16 protein-coding genes are annotated in these 17,791 nt (G+C 71.2%); 7 read left to right on the top strand and 9 right to left on the bottom strand.

All coding sequences use genetic code 11. The features are described from left to right. Positions 1 to 80 precede the first annotated feature (80 nt). The 7 genes from bglX to JK364_RS05180 all read right to left on the bottom strand — a co-directional run bounded on the left by bglX (position 81) and on the right by JK364_RS05180 (position 8,040). Positions 81 to 2,366, bottom strand: coding sequence for a beta-glucosidase BglX (gene bglX / locus JK364_RS05210; RefSeq protein WP_201847908.1), 2,286 nt, complete (start codon positions 2,364 to 2,366; stop codon positions 81 to 83). Between the two features lie 240 nt (positions 2,367 to 2,606). Beyond that, on the bottom strand, positions 2,607 to 3,287 hold the full coding sequence (locus JK364_RS05205; RefSeq protein ID WP_044567843.1) for a GntR family transcriptional regulator: 681 nt from the start codon (positions 3,285 to 3,287) through the stop codon (positions 2,607 to 2,609). Positions 3,288 to 3,411: 124 nt separating this feature from the next. After that, entirely contained in the window at positions 3,412 to 4,899 is a 1,488-nt protein-coding gene (locus tag JK364_RS05200) for an aldehyde dehydrogenase (protein ID WP_201847906.1), read from the bottom strand. Further along, entirely contained in the window at positions 4,896 to 5,732 is an 837-nt protein-coding gene (locus JK364_RS05195; protein ID WP_201847904.1) for an alpha/beta fold hydrolase, read from the bottom strand. The genes JK364_RS05200 and JK364_RS05195 overlap by 4 nt, the downstream gene beginning before the upstream one ends. A gap of 16 nt (positions 5,733 to 5,748) precedes the next feature. Beyond that, a complete protein-coding gene (locus tag JK364_RS05190) occupies positions 5,749 to 6,300 on the bottom strand; it encodes an amino acid synthesis family protein (protein ID WP_201847902.1) in 552 nt (183 codons plus the stop codon). Beyond that, positions 6,297 to 6,908, bottom strand: a complete 612-nt coding sequence (locus tag JK364_RS05185; protein ID WP_037950550.1) for an amino acid synthesis family protein — start codon at positions 6,906 to 6,908, stop codon at positions 6,297 to 6,299. Before JK364_RS05185 ends, JK364_RS05190 begins: the two co-directional genes overlap by 4 nt. Beyond that, complete coding sequence (locus JK364_RS05180; RefSeq protein WP_201847900.1) at positions 6,901 to 8,040, bottom strand: LLM class flavin-dependent oxidoreductase; 1,140 nt, start codon at positions 8,038 to 8,040, stop codon at positions 6,901 to 6,903. The genes JK364_RS05185 and JK364_RS05180 overlap by 8 nt, the downstream gene beginning before the upstream one ends. Before the next feature lie 220 nt (positions 8,041 to 8,260). Here JK364_RS05180 and JK364_RS05175 point away from each other — a divergent pair, with 220 nt between their 5' ends. Together JK364_RS05175 and JK364_RS05170 are read left to right on the top strand one after the other, a co-directional pair. Beyond that, positions 8,261 to 9,178, top strand: a complete 918-nt coding sequence (locus JK364_RS05175; RefSeq protein ID WP_201847898.1) for a flavin reductase — start codon at positions 8,261 to 8,263, stop codon at positions 9,176 to 9,178. Positions 9,179 to 9,259: 81 nt separating this feature from the next. Next, positions 9,260 to 10,687, top strand: coding sequence for a purine-cytosine permease family protein (locus JK364_RS05170; RefSeq protein WP_201847896.1), 1,428 nt, complete (start codon positions 9,260 to 9,262; stop codon positions 10,685 to 10,687). Positions 10,688 to 10,771: 84 nt separating this feature from the next. Here JK364_RS05170 and JK364_RS05165 read toward each other — a convergent pair whose 3' ends face one another. Next, positions 10,772 to 11,266 (bottom strand): Lrp/AsnC family transcriptional regulator, encoded by a 495-nt coding sequence (locus JK364_RS05165; RefSeq protein ID WP_201847894.1) that lies wholly within the window; start codon positions 11,264 to 11,266, stop codon positions 10,772 to 10,774. A 99-nt stretch (positions 11,267 to 11,365) separates the two neighbouring features. Between JK364_RS05165 and JK364_RS05160 the strand changes: the two genes are divergently transcribed. Next, on the top strand, positions 11,366 to 11,830 hold the full coding sequence (locus tag JK364_RS05160; protein WP_201847892.1) for a DUF2000 domain-containing protein: 465 nt from the start codon (positions 11,366 to 11,368) through the stop codon (positions 11,828 to 11,830). Here JK364_RS05160 and JK364_RS05155 read toward each other — a convergent pair. After that, on the bottom strand, positions 11,802 to 12,770 hold the full coding sequence (locus JK364_RS05155; RefSeq protein ID WP_201847891.1) for a ketopantoate reductase family protein: 969 nt from the start codon (positions 12,768 to 12,770) through the stop codon (positions 11,802 to 11,804). The two genes, JK364_RS05160 and JK364_RS05155, sit on opposite strands and share 29 nt — an antisense overlap. A gap of 55 nt (positions 12,771 to 12,825) precedes the next feature. Between JK364_RS05155 and JK364_RS05150 the strand changes: the two genes are divergently transcribed. The 4 genes from JK364_RS05150 to dnaK all read left to right on the top strand — a co-directional run bounded on the left by JK364_RS05150 (position 12,826) and on the right by dnaK (position 17,791). Further along, complete coding sequence (locus JK364_RS05150) at positions 12,826 to 13,455, top strand: CGNR zinc finger domain-containing protein (protein WP_201847889.1); 630 nt, start codon at positions 12,826 to 12,828, stop codon at positions 13,453 to 13,455. A gap of 126 nt (positions 13,456 to 13,581) precedes the next feature. Continuing rightward, complete coding sequence (locus tag JK364_RS05145) at positions 13,582 to 14,310, top strand: YoaK family protein (RefSeq protein ID WP_201847887.1); 729 nt, start codon at positions 13,582 to 13,584, stop codon at positions 14,308 to 14,310. Between the two features lie 85 nt (positions 14,311 to 14,395). Next, on the top strand, positions 14,396 to 15,799 hold the full coding sequence (sthA, locus tag JK364_RS05140; protein WP_201847886.1) for a Si-specific NAD(P)(+) transhydrogenase: 1,404 nt from the start codon (positions 14,396 to 14,398) through the stop codon (positions 15,797 to 15,799). An 84-nt stretch (positions 15,800 to 15,883) separates the two neighbouring features. Further along, the gene (gene dnaK, locus JK364_RS05135; protein ID WP_201847885.1) at positions 15,884 to 17,791 is read left to right on the top strand and encodes a molecular chaperone DnaK; all 1,908 of its coding nucleotides are present in this window, start codon (positions 15,884 to 15,886) and stop codon (positions 17,789 to 17,791) included.

The raw sequence follows: 17,791 nt of genomic DNA, 5'->3' as shown, positions 1-17,791 counted from the left end.
AGCATGCACCCTACAAGTAATTCGGCCGCCGCGCTGTGCTGTCGCTGACGGGCGGGGGCATCCGGGCTCAGGTGATGGGCTCAGACGATGGTGAGGGTGCGGCCCCGCTTGGCCAGGGAGCTGTTGCCCGCGAAGACCCGGATCTCGCCCTTCTGGAGCAGGAACCGGCCGTGCGGATCCTGGGTCCAGAAGCCCAGTTCCTCGGCGGTCAGCCGGAACCGGACCGTGGTGGCCTTCCCGGGGCCGAGGCTGACCCGGCGGAAGCCGCTGAGCCTGCGCACCGGTTGCACGATGCTCGCCACCGGATCGCGGATGTACAGCTGCACTACCTCATCGCCCTTGCGGCGCCCGGTGTTGCGCACCGCCACCGCGACCTCGACGGTGTCGCCCTTGCGTAGCGCCTCGGCCCGGACGCGGCTGACACTGAGCCGGGGTTCGCCGATGTCGAAGGTGGTGTAGCTGAGGCCGTGGCCGAAGGGGAACCGCGGTCCGTAGGCCAGGTCGAGGTACTTGGACGTGTAGTGGTTCGCCCGGTCGTAGGGGCGTCCGGTGTTCTCGTGGTTGTAGTAGATGGGGATCTGCCCGACCGTGCGCGGAAAGGTCACGGGCAGCTTGCCACCGGGGTTCACGGTGCCGAAGAGCACATCCGCGATGGCGTTGCCGCCCTCGATCCCCGGATGCCACGCCTGCAGCACGGCGGGTGTGCGGTCCAGCCAGCCCTCCATCGTCAGCGGACGTCCGCTGAGCAGCACCACCACGAACGGCGCACCGGTGTCCGCGATCGCGGAGATCAGCCGCTCCTGATGGCCGGGCAGGCCGAGGTCGCTGCGTACGGACGCCTCCCCGCTGAGCGTCGCCGCCTCCCCGACCACCACCACGGTCACATCGGTCGCCCGCGCCGCCGAGGCCGCCCGTGCGATGCCCCGGGTGTTCCGGCCGGACGCGTCCACGCCCTCGACATGGCTGATCCGGGCCTTCGGCGCCGCGTCCTTCACCGCGTCCACCACGGTGACCGGGCGGAACTTCTCGGCCCACGGGCCGGCCCAGGAGCCGCGCAGATCCGTGGAGTCGGCGAAGGGGCCGACGACGGCGATGGAGCCCGATCTGTCCAGCGGGAGCGTGGCCTTCTCGTTCTTGAGCAGCACCATGGTACGCCCGGCCGCCGCACGGGCCGCCGCCCGGGACGCCTTGGTGGGCCCGGCGATCGCCGCGTCCTCGTCCGCGTAGGGGTGCTCGAAGAGCCCGAGCCGGAACTTCAGCCGCAGGATGCGGGCCACCGCGTCGTCCAGCCGCTCGGTGGTGATCTCACCCCTGCGCAGCAGCCGCTTGCCGTACTCGTTGATGGTGGTGCTGGCCATCTCCATGTCGATCCCGGCGTTGAAGGCCAGCCGGGCCGCGTCGGAGCGGTCGGCGGCATAGCCGTGGACGATCATTTCCTGAACGCCGTTGTAGTCGCTGACGACGAAGCCGCCGAAGTCCCACTCCTCCTTGAGGATCTCGGTCAGCGCATGCCGGTAGCCGTGGGCGGGGACCCCGCTGACGGTGTTGAAGCTCGCCATGACGGTGGCCACCCCGGCGTCCAGGGCCGCCCGGAACGGCGGGAGGTAGAGGTTGCGCAGCCGGGCCTCGGAGACATCCACCGTGTTGTAGTCGCGGCCGCCCTCGACGCCCCCGTAGGCGATCATGTGCTTGGCGCAGGCCGCGAGATGGCGCCGGGAGCGCAGGTCGTCGCCCTGGTAGGCGCGGGTCTTGGCGGCCGCGAGCCGCGCCGCCAGATACGGGTCCTCGCCGTCGCCCTCGGCGATCCGTCCCCAGCGCGGCTCATGGGTGACGTCCATCATCGGCGCGAACGCCCAGTGCACCCCGTTGGAGCGGGCCTCCCGCGCCGACACCTCCGCGTCCCACTCGGCCACCGCGGGATCGAAGGCGGCGGCCTGGCCGAGGGGGATGGGAAAGGTGGTCCACATGCCATGGATGACATCGAGCCCGAAGATCAGCGGAATGCCCAGCCGGGACTCTTCGACGGCCATCCGCTGGAGCGTGTTGGTGGTGCGGGCCCCGTAGATGTTGAGCACGGAGCCGAGCCTGCCCCTGCGGGCCGCCTTCTCCGCGGCGGCGGTCTGCCCGCCACCGGGCCCGGTGGCGCCGGTCCAGGCGAGCTGCTGGAGCTGGCCGAGCTTCTCGTCGACGGACATCCGCGCCATCAGCGCCCGGATCCTGGTCTCGTACGGACCGGGCTCCCGCCCCGGCCGGGCCCGGCCGGCGGAGGGGGCGGGCGGGGCCTGGGCATGGGCGGTCGCGGCCTTGCCCGCGATGGCCGTCCCCCCGGCCGCGGCGAGCACCGTACGTCTGCGCACATCGTTCATGGTCTTCGTCCTGGCCTTCGGCGATCGGTTCTCCCCGAGCCCGGTTTCCTCAAGACCATGCCGGCCACGACCCCGCGCGGGACGTGGGCCGCCACCTGGGTCTTCTGCCAACGTACGACAGGATCGCCGTCCAGGCCCCCGGTACACCGGGCGCCGGGACCCGCGTGTGCTCATCGTGTCCGGACGGCTGCGCTCCGGCACCCACCTCGCCGCAGGCGCCCTCGCCGGTGCACCGCGCCGTCAGGCCCGGCGCTCGTCCATGCCCGCCATCAGGGCCTGGTGGCTCATCCGCACATGCTCCCGCATCACCCGCTCCGCGCCGTCGCCGTCCTTGGCCCGGATCAGATTGAGGACGCGGTGGTGCTCGTCGTCGGACTCGTCCAGCCGGCCGGGCCGGGACAGCGAGGTGCGCACCAGCCGGGCGTAGGCCAGCTGGTTCATCAGGGTGCGGTAGTGCGCCTCCAGCTTGCTGTTGTCCGCGCCCACCACGATCAGATCGTGGAACTCGTGGACCAGCGCCGCGTACTGCTCGGCGTCGCCGTCCCGGACGGCCGCGTCGGCCGCCTTCATATTGGCCTCCAGCCGCTCCACCTCCGGTACGTTCCCGCGGAAGGCGAGCAGCCGGGCGGCGGCGCCCTCCAGCAGCTCCTTCATCTGGAACAGCTCGGTGAGCTCGCGCCGGGACGGTACGGCGACGAATGTGCCGACCCGTGGCCGCACCTCGACCAAGCCCTCGATCTGGAGCTGTTTGAGGGCCTCGCGGATGGGCGTCCGGCTGACGCCGAAGGTCTCGGACAGCGCCATCTCGGAGAGGCTGGAGCGGGGCGGCAGCTCACCACTGATGATCATCTGCCGCAGCTCTTCGGCGACCCTCGCCTGCATGCTGGTCTGCTGAAGCCGCTTCCCTGTGGGTCGTTGCATGGCACGGGACCCTAGGTGTGGCCGTTGCTTCCCGTCAACTGTGGGAACGCAGGTGTGTTGTGCCATACAACAACCCTTCCTCGATCCAGGGGCCGGGGCCTCAAGGCCTCAGGAGCTCAGGACTTCAGGACCTCAGGATGAAGGGGTCCCCGGCGGGCTCCTCGCTGGTGTTGATCCAGACGCTCTTCAGCCGGGTGTACTCCCGGATCACCTCCGTGCCGTGCTCGGTCCCCATCCCGCTGGTCTTGAACCCGGCCCGGGGCGACATCGGCGACATCGAGCGATAGGTGTTGGCCCACACCGTCCCGGCCTCCAGCCGCGCGGCCATCCGGTGCACCCGGTTCACATCCCGGGTCCACACGCCCGCCGCCAGGCCGTACGCGGAGTCGTTGGCGATCGCCAGGGCCTCCTCCTCGGAGCCGAAGGGCATGACGGTCGCGACCGGCCCGAAGATCTCCTCCTGGCAGATCCGCATCCCGTTGTCGGTGCCGGTGAAGACGGTGGGGGAGTAGAAGTACCCGTCGAGACCGGTCTCCGGCCGCCTGCCGCCGCAGACCACCTTTCCGCCCTCGGCCTGCCCCAGCTCGACGTACGACTCGACCTTCTCCAGCTGATCGGCGATGGCGAGCGGGCCGAGCTCGGTGGTCTCCGCCAGCGGATCGCCGATGCGGATCGTGGCCGCCCGCGCCGTCACCCGCTCCAGGATCTCGTCGTACACCTCCCGGTGCACCAGCACCCGGCTGCCCGCCACACAGGTCTGGCCCGCGGCCGCGAAGACGCCCGCGATCACGCCCATGGCGGCCGAGCCCAGATCGGCGTCCGGAAAGATGATGTTGGGCGACTTCCCGCCCAGCTCCAGGGTGCAGCCGATCAGCCGGTCGGCGCAGGTGCGGGCGATCCGGCGGCCGGTCCCGCTGGAGCCGGTGAAGGTCACCTTGGACACGCCGTCGTGCTCGGTCAGCGGCCCGCCCGCCTCCGGGCCGTACCCGGTGACCACATTGACCACCCCCGGCGGGAACCCCGCCTCCTCGAAGAGCGGTGCGAGCGCCAGCAGCGAGGCCGAGGTGTGCTCCGAGGGCTTGACCACCACCGTGTTCCCCGCGGCCAGGGCCGGGGCCAGCTTGGTGGTGGTGAGCAGCAGCGGGGAGTTCCAGGGGGTGATGGCGCCGACCACGCCCACCGGTTCGCGCAGGGTGTAGTTGAGCAGCTCGCGGCTCGCCCCCGGGATCACCTCGCCCTGGATCTTGTCGGCGAGTCCCGCGTAGTAATGGAAGTACTCGGGCAGCCCGGCCAGTTGGGCCCGCATCTCGCGCAGCAGCTTGCCGTTGTCGAGGGTCTCGGTGCGGGCCAGCCGCTCCGCGTGCTCACCGATCAGATCGCCCAGGTTCCGCAGCAGCCGGCCGCGCCGGGTCTGGCTCAGATCGCGCCAGCGCGGATCCTCGAAGGCGGCGCGGGCGGCGCCCACCGCACGGTCCACATCGGCGGCGGTGCCGCGCGCCGCCTCGTACCAGGGCTCGGCGGTGGCCGGGTTGACGCTCGCGAAGTAGCCGCCTTCGGCGGGGGCGGTCCACTCGCCCGCGATGTAGTGGTCATGGCGCGGCAGGGGGTTCATGAGCGGTGGGACTCCTGTCCGGTGGGGGTTCCGGTCTGGGTGAGGATCACGTCGGCGAGTTCCTGGGGGCATTCCAGCGGCAGCAGATGGCGGGCGCCGGGCACGATCACCGCCCGGCCGCCGGGGATCCGTTCGGCCAGCCGGTGCGACATGGCCGGGGTCGAGCCGGGGTCCCGCTCGCCGGTCACCGCCACGGTGGGCGCGGCGATCCGGGGCAGCCACCGCCACAGCGCGGTGTCGGCGGTCGCGAAGACCCGGTAACACGCGAGGTAGGAGGCCCGGTCGTTGGCCAGCAGCGTATCGAGCACCTGCCGTGCCAGCTCGGGGTCCTGGGCCCGCCAGGCGGGCGAGAACCAGCGGTCGACCGCCGCCCACGCGGATGCCCCGAAGTCCTGGGCGGCCAGCTCCTGGCGGCGGGCCACCGCCGCGCGCTCCTCCTCCGACCGGCCCGCGACCGAGCTGACCAGGGTGAGCGAGGCGGTGAGCTCCGGCCGGTCAAGACCCAGCCGCTGGGCGACCAGGGCACCGAGCGAGAAGCCGACCACATGCGTGGGGCCGCTCAGCAGCGCCCCGACATCGGCGGCCAGCTCGGCGAGCGACACCCCGGCCGCCGCGGCCGGGGAGGCGCCGTGGCCGCGCAGATCGACCAGGGTCACCCGGTGCCGGGCCGCGAGGGCCGGGAGGCACCGGTCCCACATACGGCGGTCGAGGCCGACGCCGTGCAGCAGCACCAGCTCCGGGCCGTCGCCGTGCGCCTCGTGGCTGAGCGCCACCGGGGCACCGGCCCGGGAGGCCGGGACGCGCGCCCGCGCGTCCGCGCCGGACCTGCCCATGTCACTCACCGTGCGCTCACCGCTCCGTCGACAGCGGCGCCAGCCGGGCCTGGGGGCGGCCCTGGGCGGCCGCCGCGAGCCCGACGACGATCTCGTCGGCGCGCGGTCCGTCCGCCACCCGCATCTCGATGCTCTGGTGGTGCGAGCGGATGGTGGCGTCGGTGATGTGCTTGAGCGGGATGTCGAAGACCGTGCCCGCGGCGGCCCGCTTCTCCACGGCCGGGAGCAGGGTGGTGGCGTTCGCCGCGCGGCGGAAGTGGTCACCGAACTTGAGGGTGTGGATCAGCGCGGAACCGTGCTCGACCTCCCCGTCGAGACCCACGATCGCGGCCTTCCCGTACGCCTCCACCGGTGCGCCCAGCGCCTCGACCACGCGGGGCGCCAGCAGCTCGCCCAGCTTCGGCGCCACCTCGTCGATCCCCGGCAGCAGATCCGCCACGAAGCCCTGACCGGCCCAGGGGTTCTCGATGACGGCGAGCACCACGGCCGTACGGGCGGGCGGGTCCACCGGGCGGCCGCCCTCGCTGTGGATGTCCTCGGTGAAGGTGATGATCTTGCGGATGTTCACGTCACGGTCTCCAGGTCGTCGTCCAGATCGGCGAGGCGGATGAGGGGGTCGGTGGCGCGGTCCCCGATCCGGGCGTTCGGGCGGGGGCCGGACGCCCCGGCCGCGATGACGACGATCTCGTCCGGGCGGGGCGCGTCGGGGATACGGATCTGGCAGGTCTGATAGTGCGAGCGGGTCGCGGCCGCGGTCTTGTGCCACAGCGGCACGGTCAGCGGCTCACCGGCCGGCAGCCGGTCGTCGCTGAAGACGATGATCGAGGTGCCCTCGGTCAGCTCGCGGAAGACATTGCCGAAGAACGGGGTGTGGATCAGCGCGCCGCCGTGCTCGATCTCCCCGTCCAGACCCACGATCGCGGCCTTGCCGAAGGACTCGATCCGGTCGACCCCGCCCAGCGCCTCGCTGATCCGGTCGGTGAGCAGCCGGGCCAGCCCCGGTGCGATCCGCTCGACCTCGGGCCCCAGGTCGGCGACGAAGCCGCCGCCGGCCCAGGGGTTGCTGATCACCGCGGCCGCCGCCACCCGGCGCACCGGCGCCGCGACCGGGCGGCCGAGCTCCAGCAGCAGCTCATCGGCGACGGTGACGACCTTGCGCAGCCGTGCCTCAGCCATGACCGCCACCGGTGGTGAACCGCGGCATGACCTTCTCGGCGAACAGCTCCAGGCTGCGCATCGCGTTGCGGTGCGGCAGACCGGGGTGGGTGGTCCACAGCAGCAGATGTTCCAGGCCCACCTCGTCGCGCAGCTCGGCGATCTTCTCCGAGACGTACTCGGGGGTGCCGACCAGCAGATTGCGCCCCTGGAGGAAGTCGAAGGACAGCTCATGGGCGTCGGTGAGCTCCTCACCCGCCTCCATGAGGTTGGACAGCCCCCGCCAGTGCATGATCCACCGGTAGGTGGTCATCAGCGCCTCTTCGAACTCGGCGCGGGCCTGCTCCATGGTGTCGGCGACATACACATCGCGCACCAGGCCGATGCCCTCGCCCAGCGCGTACTCACGCCCGGACGCCTGACTCGCGGTGTCCCGGTAGAGCTCGAACCGCTCCTTGAGGGCGGAGACCGGCGGCAGCCAGAAGAGCCCCTGGACACCGTCGGCCGCGGCGGACTTGATCGAGCGGGGGCTGTCGATCACCTGCCACAGCGGAGGGTGCGGCCGCTGCAGCGGAAACGGCGTGACCTGCATCTTGGTGATGACACCGGCGTCGGTGTACTCCGGGGTGGCGGGGGAGAGGGGGTGGTTCCACTTCACCCCGGGGGCGGGGAACTCGTAGAACCGGCCCTGGTGCGAGAAGAACTCGCCGCTCCACGCCTTGCGCAGGACCTCCACGGTCTCGTCGTACAGGGCGCGGTTCTGCTCCTGGTCGCGCGGATCGGCCAGGGCGTTGAGGTTGAGCGCCTCGCGGCCGTACAGCCCCCGGCCGAGGCCGACCTCGACCCGGCCCCCCGAGAGCTGGTCGAGCATCGCGATGTCCTCAGCGAGCCGCAGCGGATGCCAGAAGGTGGCGATCGAGGCCGCCTGGCCGATCCGGATGTGTTCGGTGCGGGCGGCGATGTCCGCCCCCATCAGCACCGGGTTCGGGGTGATCTCGATCGCCTCGTGCCCGAAGTGGTGTTCGGTGTACCAGGTGGACCAGAAGCCCGCCCGGTCCGCGGTGACCGCGAACTCCCGGGCTTCGTTCATGACTTCGGCGTACTCGCCGAGACGGCCCGGGGCACCGAGGTTGTGGAATATCGAAAAGCGCATGCAGCGTCCGTCCTGTTCTTCCGGCTCACGCTGTGCCATGGCAGGGAGGCTAGGAGTCCGTATCGGGCCCGTCAAGGGCCAACGTCAGAGAAACAACTTTGACCTGTGCTTTTAGTAAGCGCTCGGAACTTTCTCGGCTCATCTGTCCCAAGGTGTTGACAGCCGTCGATGGCCTTTCTACGGTCCTCTGCCATACAAGAGCTGACTGAGGGAAGACGTCATGACGCACACTCTTGACCGCACCGCCCGCATCCGCTCCACCTGGCAGGCGGTCTGGGACCGGGGCGAGGTCGACGCGCTCGACCAGCTGCTCGGCCCCGCCTATGTACGCCGCCGCGGGCCCGCCGCGGCCCCCCAGGACCGAGAGCAGTTCAAGGAGTCCATCCGCGCCATCCGCCAGGCGTTTCCCGATCTCCGCACCGAGATCGAGGAGATCGTCGAGGACGGCGAATCGCTGGCCATCCGCTGGCGCAGCACCGGCAGCCACACCGGCGACTTCCTCGGGGTCCCGGCCACCGGCAGGCCGGTCGAGGTCTCCGGCGCCACCTTCACCCGCTTCGACCACGGTGTGGTCAGCGAGGAGTGGGTGACCTGGGACCCGCGCCAGCTGCTGGAGGCGCTCGGGATCATCACCACCACCCAGCAGGCGGCCGTGGACGCCGATGTGGTCCGTGGTGTGCACCGCAAGTTCATCACCGGTGTCACCGTCGTGACCTGCGACGACGACGGTAAGCCCCGGGGGCTCGCGGTGAACGCGTTCGCCAGCATCTCACTGGATCCACCCATGGTGCTGGTCTGCGTGCAGCGCAGCTCCACGACCCATCCCGCGCTGCACCGGGCGAGCCATCTGGGGATCAACATCCTCGCCGCCGGCCAGCTCGATGTGGCCAAGACCTTCGCCTCCAAGGCCGACGACAAGTTCGCCGGGCTGTCCTGGACCCCCGGTGAGTTCGGCGTCCCGCTGATCGACCGGTCCTGCGCCCAGCTCGAGGTGGAGATCGGCGAGCGGCTGGAGGCCGGCAGCCACACCGTCTTCACCGGCCGGGTGGTGTCCGCCCGCCATGCGGAACTGGCCCCGCTGGTCTACAGCGGCGGTGGCTTCTTCGACATCTCCCACACCGCGCCGCTGCCGTGGTGAGACACCGCCACCCCGATCCGCGGCGCCACCGACCCCCCGCCACCCCCTGACGCCCACTCCTCCCGTCCCAGGAGCACACCCATGACCCACGACGACACGGCGCCGGTGTACGGCAGCGCGGTCACCAAGGTGGAGCCCTTCGGGGTCGACCACATCCCCGACAACGAGCGGCACGGCAAGCCCAGTTCGCAGTTCTTCGTCTGGTTCGCCGCCGGTCTCAACTTCCCCATCATCCTGCTCGGGTTCAGCGCGGTCGGGCTCGGCCTCAGCTTCGGCGCGGCCGTCGCCGCCATCGTGGCCGGCGCGGGTCTCGGCTCGCTGCTGATGGCCGTGATGTCCCGGATGGGCGTACGGCTGGGGGTGCCCCAGCAGATCCAGGCGCGGGGCCCGCTCGGCTTCTTCGGCAACTTCCTGCCGGTGGCGTACATCAATGTGTTCGCCGGGGTCGGCTGGGCCGCCGTCACCGTGATCCTCGGCGGCAAGGCCATCGCCGAGCTGACCCATCTGCCCTTCTGGATCTGCGGACTGGCGCTCACCCTGGTCGAGCTGGTGGTGTCCATCTACGGCTACAACATGATCAATTTCCTGCAGCGGGTGCTGACCTACGTCCTCACCCCGCTGTTCGTGATGATCACGGTGGTGGCCCTGGTGCGCGGCGCGGGCACCTTCGACGCCGATCCGAAGGCGGCGGACTACGTCGGCTCCACCGGCGGCTGGATCACCTTCGGCGGCTGGTTCCTCTCCTTCCTCGTCGCCTGGGCGCCGTTCGCCTCGGACTACTCGCGCTATCTGCCCGACTCGCCGAACGTGGTGAAGCGCACCGCCTGGTACACCGGGCTCGGCAACTTCGTCACCATCTGCTGGCTCGGCATCCTCGGTGTGCTCCTCGGCTCCAACGCCACCAGCACCGACTCCATCACCGCCCTGCACCAGCTGACCGGGCCGTTCGCCATCCCCGCGCTGATCGCCATCGGGCTGTCCGCGCTCGCGCAGAACTTCCTCAATGTCTACGGCGGCGCGATCTCCGTCCAGACGCTGAAGGTGCCGGTCACCCGGACCCAGGCCGTCACCCTCATCTGCGCGCTGGCGTATGGGATCAGCCTGTGGGGACACTCCGGGATCGAGGACAAGTTCTCGGTGTTCCTCAACCTCACCGCGTACTTCATCGCGCCGTTCGCCACCGTGCTGCTGCTCGACTACCACCTGGGCGGCCGCTCCGACCCCCGCCGGATCGCCGAGCTGTACGACCGTGGGCGGGTGCTCTCCTGGGGCTTCGTCGCCTGGGTCGGCGGGGTGCTGGCCTCGGTGCCGTTCTGGCAGTCCGATCTCTACACCGGGGCGTTCGCCTCGGCGTATCCGCACGCGGGCGATCTGAGCATGTTCGTCGCGGCGGGCGCCTCGGCGGTGCTCTATCTGCTGACCTACCGGCTGCGGCCGCTGTGGACGCGGGACACCCCCGCCACGGCCGAGCCGCGGCAGGAGAAGACGGCGGCGGTGGCGGGCTCCTGACGCGGCGTCGATGAACCGGGGCGGGCGGTGTCGCGAACGGCGATGCCGCCCGCCCTTCGGCGTCCCCGCCCCTCCCGCCCCGCGCTATCGCCTCCGGCGGGAGGGCGGGGGGCGCTCGGCGGGGGCGGGGTCGATACAGCGCGACTGGGCGTGTTCGTAGACCATCGTGCTCTGCACATCCGCCACCTCACGGCGCTCGGTGAGGCGGTCGATGACGAACGCGTACAGCCCGTTGGTGTCCGGCACCGCCACATGGATGAGGAAGTCATGGGCGCCGGAAGTGACGAACAGCCCGATGGTCTCCGGCAGCTGGGCGGCCCATTCCCGGAACCCCTCGATGACCGGCCGGGACGGCGGGCGGATCCGCACCGAGATCAGCGCCTGCACGGGGCGGCCGACCGCCTCCAGGTCGACGGCGGCGTGATAGCCGCTGATGATGCCGCGCTCCCGCAGCGCCCGGACCCGCTCCAGCGAGGTCGACGGCGAGACCCCCGTCCGCAGGGCCAGCTCGCGATTGGTCTGGCGTGCATCGTTCTGCAGCTCCCGCAGAAGCGCACGGTCGAGTGCATCAAGTTCCACGAAGGCGCTCCTTTGCCTGAGGAAGTTCGGCGAGCCGTGCTCCGGCTCGGATGGATGGGTACCGTCCACCACATTAGCCATCGACAAGGAGTAGTGCTCGTGTCCGTTCCCCAGCTGTCCGACGAGGATGTACGCACCGATCAGTCCACCCGGCAGGCGAAGCTCAAGTGGGTGATCGTCGTGGCCGAGGAGATGCCCGCGGGCCGGGCGGTGAACGCGGCCGCCTGCATGGCCGCCGCCGTCGGCCGGGCGATACCGGAGCTGCTGGGGCCGGACGGCAGAGACGGCTCCGGCGCCGGCCACCCGGGGCTGCCGTGGGCCGGCTGCTCGATCCTGGCGGCCGGCCCGCAGGCGCTGCGCGAGCTGCGGGCCAAGGCCGCCGAGAAGGACGAGCTGTTCCTCGTCGACATGCCCGGACAGGCCCAGACCTCACGGGTCTACGACGAGTACCTCGACAGCCTGGCCGGCACCAAGACCGAGGATCTCGACTACCTCGCGGTCAGCATCGTCGGCCCGCGGAACAAGGTGAGCAGGCTCATCGGGAAGCTTCCCCTGCTGCGCTGACCTCCGTGCCACCCGTCGCGGCCGGATCGCCCGGCGCGTAGGGGGCGAGGATGTCGGCGATGGCCCGGTTGCGCGGGGTGGCGACGCCCAGCTCGGCGCCGAGTTCGGCCACGGCACCGCTGAGCCAGCTCAGCTCCAGGCGGTTGCCGCGGAGGAGGTCGTTGTGCATCGAGGACGTCATCGTGGCGGGCAGTGTGTCGCAGAAGGCGAGCCGGTCGTCGGCGAAACCGGGGTCCAGGTGCACCCCCTTGGCCCGTCCCACGGCGACCACCTCGCGCATCACATCACGCAGCAGATCCCGTGACCCGGGATTCCCGCGGACCACGCCGATCGGCTGCCGCACCGCCGACGTCGTCCCGGAGAGGCCCACCAGGAAGACGAACTTCTCCCAGATGGTGCGCTCGATGTCCCCGCTGATCTCGGCGTCGACACCGGCCGCGAGACAGCGGTCGAGGAAGTGGCGGGCGCGCGGGGACTCCTTGCGGTCGTACTCCCCGAACACCAGCCGCTGCAGCGTGCCGTTGTGCACCACCACCCCGGGCTCCTCGATGAACGCCGAGATGTAGCCCACTCCGCCCAGGACGGACTCCGCGGGCAGATGGCGCCGCAGCTCCGTGTCCTTCTGGACTCCGTTCTGGAACGACACGACGGCGGCGCCGCTCTCGGCGAGGGGCGCCAGCTGCCGGGCGACGTCCTCGGTGTCCCACAGCTTCACCGCCACCATGACCAGGTCCGGGGCGTCGAGGTCGGAGACCGTCGGGACGACCGCCTCGGACGGCACCCGCAGATCCCCCAGCGGGCTGCGCACCGTCAGCCCCTTCTCCCGGATCGCCGTGAGATGGCGGCCCCGGGCCACGAAGGTGACCTCGTCCCCCGCGGCGGCGAGCCGCGCGCCGAAGTATCCGCCGACGCCACCCGCGCCGATGATCGCGATCCGCATGGTGTCCCCTCGTTCTCAGCCGCTTAGTAACCCTTCAGACGGTTACTATATTCGCATGGATTCCTCGACGGAGCAGGTCCCGCGGCCGCGGGTCACCGCTCGGCTGCGGGCACTGCGCTTCGACGCCGGCAGCCTCGCCCTGAACCTCGTCGCCTCCCTCGGGCGGCGCGGCAGCACCCCGATCGAGCGCCTCGGCACCCTCGACCGGCTGCGGGAGTGGTGCGACGGCGTCGGGCTGCGGCTCCATGACGAGGCCGTCACCGAGGAGCTCCGCACCGAGCTGCGGACGCTGCGCGAGGCTGCGTACGACGTGGTGGCGGCGGTCGTCCACGGCCGGGCCCCATCCGCCGCGTCCGTCGCGCTGCTCAACGACCGGGCGCGCCCCGCCCCGCCGCGGCCACTGCTGAGGGCCACCGGCACCGGGGTCGAGGTCGACGGCGCCGATCGCCCGCTGACCGGGCGGGAGCTGCAGTCGGTCGTCGTCCGCGACCTCATGGCGGTGCTCGGGGACCCGGAGCGGCGCGAGGCGCTGCGGGCCTGCGACTCCTCGCTGTGCACCATGATCTACCTCGACCGCACACCGGGCGGGAGGCGCCGGTGGTGCTCCATGCGGCTGTGCGGCAACAGCGCCAAGGCCGCGAAACACCGGCAGCGGCAGGCGTCCGCCGCACCGGGCGGGTCCTGACGCCACGGCGGGGCGGGCGGGTGCTGAAGCCCCGGCGCCCCGGCCGGGTGCTGAAGCCCCGGCGCTCCCAGGGCCGCTGTTTCCGGTGGGCCGCCCGGGGCACCCGGGGTGGCCGGAGGGTTGCCGATGGCCGAAGCGAGCGACACCGACCCCGCACCGAAAGCACGACACCCCGGCCGGGCCTGCGGCTCCGGGGGAGCGGTGGCCGCCGTCGCGCTGACCGTGGCGACCGGGGCGATGGACGCGATCAGCTTTCTGGCCCTGGGCGGCGTCTTCACCAGCGTCATGACCGCCAATCTGTCCCTGCTCGGCATGTCCACCGCGGCCATGGACGCGGCGCTCGCCCGGGACTCCGCTGTCGCCATGGGCGGATACATCGTGGGCGCGCTGGTCAGCGGCCGGATCGTCCGCGGCTCCCGGCCGGCCCTGCGGGCCCGGTGCGCGCTCACGGTGGAACTGCTCGCGCTCGGCGTGCTCTGGGCGGTGTGGGCGGCCGCCGACGGCCACCCCGCCGGTGGCCGGCAGCTCGGGCTGCTGGCGGTGGCCGCCCTCGCCATGGGAGGGCAGAGCGGTCTGGTGCGGGCCGTCGGGCCGCCCGGCTTCTCCACCACGTATCTCACCGGCACCCTGACCGGGGTGCTGGTCGACGTGGTGCGCAGCGGAACGGTGGGCCGGCTCAGTATCGCGCTGCTGGGGGGCCTGGTGGTGGGCGCCGCGGCCGGCGGGCTGCTGGTGGCCCATGCCGCGCGGGCCGCGCCCGCCCTGCCGACCGGGCTGGTCGGCCTCGTTCTGCTGGCGTCCCTGACCTCCCTGGCCCGGGATGCCCAGGGCCATCTCTGGCCCCACGCCGAGTAGTCCGGCCCAAACCCGGCGGCCCCGGGGCGGGTTGACCGGTGATTCACTCTTCCAGCGGGGTGTCATCCGATGTCAGACTCGGCCCGTGACCGACTTTGACATGCTTGTGATCGGGTCCGGGCCGGGCGGCCAGAAGGCTGCCATCGCAGCCGCGAAGCTCGGTCGCCGGGTAGCCGTCGTCGACCGTAAGGAGATGGTGGGCGGGGTCTCCCTGCACACCGGAACCGTTCCGTCCAAGACCCTGCGCGAGGCGGTGCTCTATCTCACCGGACTGACCCAGCGGGATCTCTACGGCCAGAGCTACCGGCTCAAGGAGGAGATCACCGTCGCCGACCTGACGGCCCGCACCCAGCATGTGGTCGGCCGTGAGGTGGATGTCGTCCGCAACCAGCTGTCCCGCAACCGGGTCGCGATGTTCTCCGGCACCGGCCGGTTCGTGGACGACCACACCGTGGCCGTCACGGACGCCACCGACCAGGAGCAGCTGCTCACCGCCCAGCACATCGTGATCGCCACCGGCACCCGCCCGGCCCGCCCCGCGAGCGTGGAGTTCGACGAGCGGACGATCATGGACTCCGACAGCGTCCTCAATATGGAGCGGGTGCCGCGCTCCATGGTCATCGTGGGCGCCGGGGTGATCGGCATCGAGTACGCCTCGATGTTCGCCGCCCTGGGCAGCAAGGTCACCGTGGTCGAGCAGCGCGAGGGGATGCTGGACTTCTGCGATGTCGAGATCGTCGAGGCGCTGAAGTACCGGCTGCGCGACCTGGCCGTCACCTTCCGCTTCGGCGAGACCGTGGCGGCCGTCGAGCGCCATCCGCGGGGCGCCCTGACCGTCCTGGAGAGCGGTAAGAAGATCCCCGCCGACGCGGTGATGTACTCCGCGGGGCGCCAGGGGCTCACCGACGCGCTGGACCTCGCCAAGGCGGGGCTCACCGCCGACCGGCGGGGCCGGATCGCGGTGGACGAGTACTACCGCACCGCCGTGCCGCACATCTACGCCGTCGGCGATGTCATCGGCTTCCCGGCCCTGGCCGCGACCTCCATGGAGCAGGGGCGGAGCGCGGCGTACCACGCGTGCGAGGAGCCGGTGAACCCGATCCACCACCTCCAGCCGATCGGGATCTACAGCATCCCCGAGATCAGCTTCATCGGCCGCACCGAGGACCAGCTCACCGACGAGAAGGTGCCCTTCGAGGTCGGGGTCTCCCGCTATCGCGAGCTGGCCCGGGGCCAGATCGTCGGCGACGGTCACGGCATGCTGAAGCTGCTGGTCTCCCCGGAGGACCGGCGGCTGCTCGGGGTGCACTGCTTCGGCACCGGCGCCACCGAGCTGATCCATATCGGCCAGGCCGTGATGGGCTGCGGCGGCACCGTCGACTATCTGGTGGACGCGGTGTTCAACTATCCGACCTTCGCCGAGTCCTACAAGGTCGCCGCGCTCGACGCCACCAACAAGATGCGCGAGGTCGACCACCTGCGGGACTGACCTCCCGGCCCCGGCCCTCCTCCGCACCCCGCTCCTGAATATCCCTTTTGGGATACTGGGAGACAGACCGGGAGGAGGGCTGAGATGACTCGCGCAGTCGGTATTGACCTGGGTACGACGAATTCGGTCGTATCGGTCCTGGAGGGCGGCGAGCCGACCGTCATCACCAACACCGAGGGCACCCGGACCACCCCCTCGGTGGTGGCCTTCGCCAAGAACGGCGAGGTGCTGGTGGGGGAGGTCGCCAAGCGCCAGGCGGTGACGAACGTGGAGCGCACCGCGCGATCGGTCAAGCGCCACATGGGCGAGGACCGGTGGCGGTTCCCGGCCACCGGCGATGTGGACGGCAAGCGCTACACCGCGCAGGAGATCTCCGCGCGGGTGCTGCAGAAGCTCAAGCGCGACGGCGAGGCGTACCTCGGCGAGGACGTCACCGACGCCGTGATCACCGTCCCCGCGTACTTCAACGACTCCCAGCGCACCGCCACCAAGGAGGCGGGCGAGATCGCCGGGCTGAAGGTGCTGCGGATCATCAACGAGCCGACGGCCGCCGCCCTGGCGTACGGGCTGGACAAGGAGAACGACCAGACCATCCTGGTCTTCGACCTCGGCGGCGGCACCTTCGACGTCTCGCTGCTGGAGATCGGCGAGGGGGTGGTGGAGGTCAAGGCCACCAACGGCGACACCCACCTCGGCGGCGACGACTGGGACCAGCGGATCGTGGACCATCTGGTCTCCCGCTTCAAGAACGGCTACGGCGTCGATCTGTCCCAGGACAAGATGGCGGTCCAGCGGCTGCGCGAGGCATCGGAGAAGGCCAAGATCGAGCTCTCCGCGGCCAGCGAGACCACCATCAACCTGCCGTACATCACCGCGTCCGACCAGGGCCCGCTGCACCTGGACGAGAAGCTCACCCGCGCCCAGTTCCAGCAGCTGACCGAGGACCTCCTGGAGCGCTGCAAGGCCCCCTTCCACCAGGCGATCAAGGACGCCGGGATCAAGACCGCCGACATCGACCATGTGATCCTGGTCGGCGGCTCCACCCGGATGCCCGCCGTGACCGGCCTGGTCAAGGAGCTGACCGGCAAGGAGCCGCACAAGGGCGTCAACCCGGACGAGGTCGTGGCGATCGGCGCCTCCCTCCAGGCCGGTGTCCTCAAGGGCGAGGTCAAGGACGTGCTGCTGCTGGACGTCACCCCGCTGTCCCTCGGTATCGAGACCAAGGGCGGCATCATGACCAAGCTGATCGAGCGCAACACCACGATCCCGACCAAGCGCTCGGAGGTGTTCACCACGGCCGAGGACAACCAGCCGTCGGTGCAGATCCAGGTCTTCCAGGGCGAGCGCGAGATGGCCGCGTACAACAAGAAGCTCGGCATGTTCGAGCTGACCGGCCTGCCGCCCGCGCCGCGTGGGGTGCCGCAGATCGAGGTGGCCTTCGACATCGACGCCAACGGCATCATGCATGTCTCCGCCAAGGACCTCGGCACCGGCCGGGAGCAGCGGATGACCGTCACCGGCGGCTCCGCGCTGCCGAAGGACGACATCGACCGCATGATGCGCGAGGCCGAGAGTTACGCGGAAGAGGACCATCGGCGCCGCGAGGCCGCCGAGACCCGCAACCAGGCCGAGTCGCTCGTCTACCAGACCGAGCGGCTGCTGCGGGACCAGGCCGACAAGGTGCCCGGGGACGTCCGGCAGGAGGCCGAGGCGGCGGTCGCGGATCTGAAGCGGACGCTCGAGGGCGAGGACACCAACGCGATCCGCGAGGCCACCGAGCGGACCGCCACCGTCGGGCAGCGGATCGGCACCGCGATCTACGCCCAGGCCCAGCAGTCCGGCCCGGCCGACGGCGGCGGAGCCGGCGGCTCCGCGGGCGGCCCCTCCGGCGGCGGAGAGGGCCGGGCCCACGCGTCCGAGGAGGACGTCGTGGACGCGGAGATCGTCGACGACGAGAAGACCGGGGACGAGCCCAAGGGCGGCGCCGGCTGA

It is taken from the genome of Streptomyces endocoffeicus (assembly GCF_016741935.1).
Taxonomy (GTDB): domain Bacteria; phylum Actinomycetota; class Actinomycetes; order Streptomycetales; family Streptomycetaceae; genus Streptomyces; species Streptomyces endocoffeicus.
The sequence above is the reverse complement of the archived record's forward strand: the minus strand, read 5'-3'. Positions and strand labels throughout refer to the sequence as shown.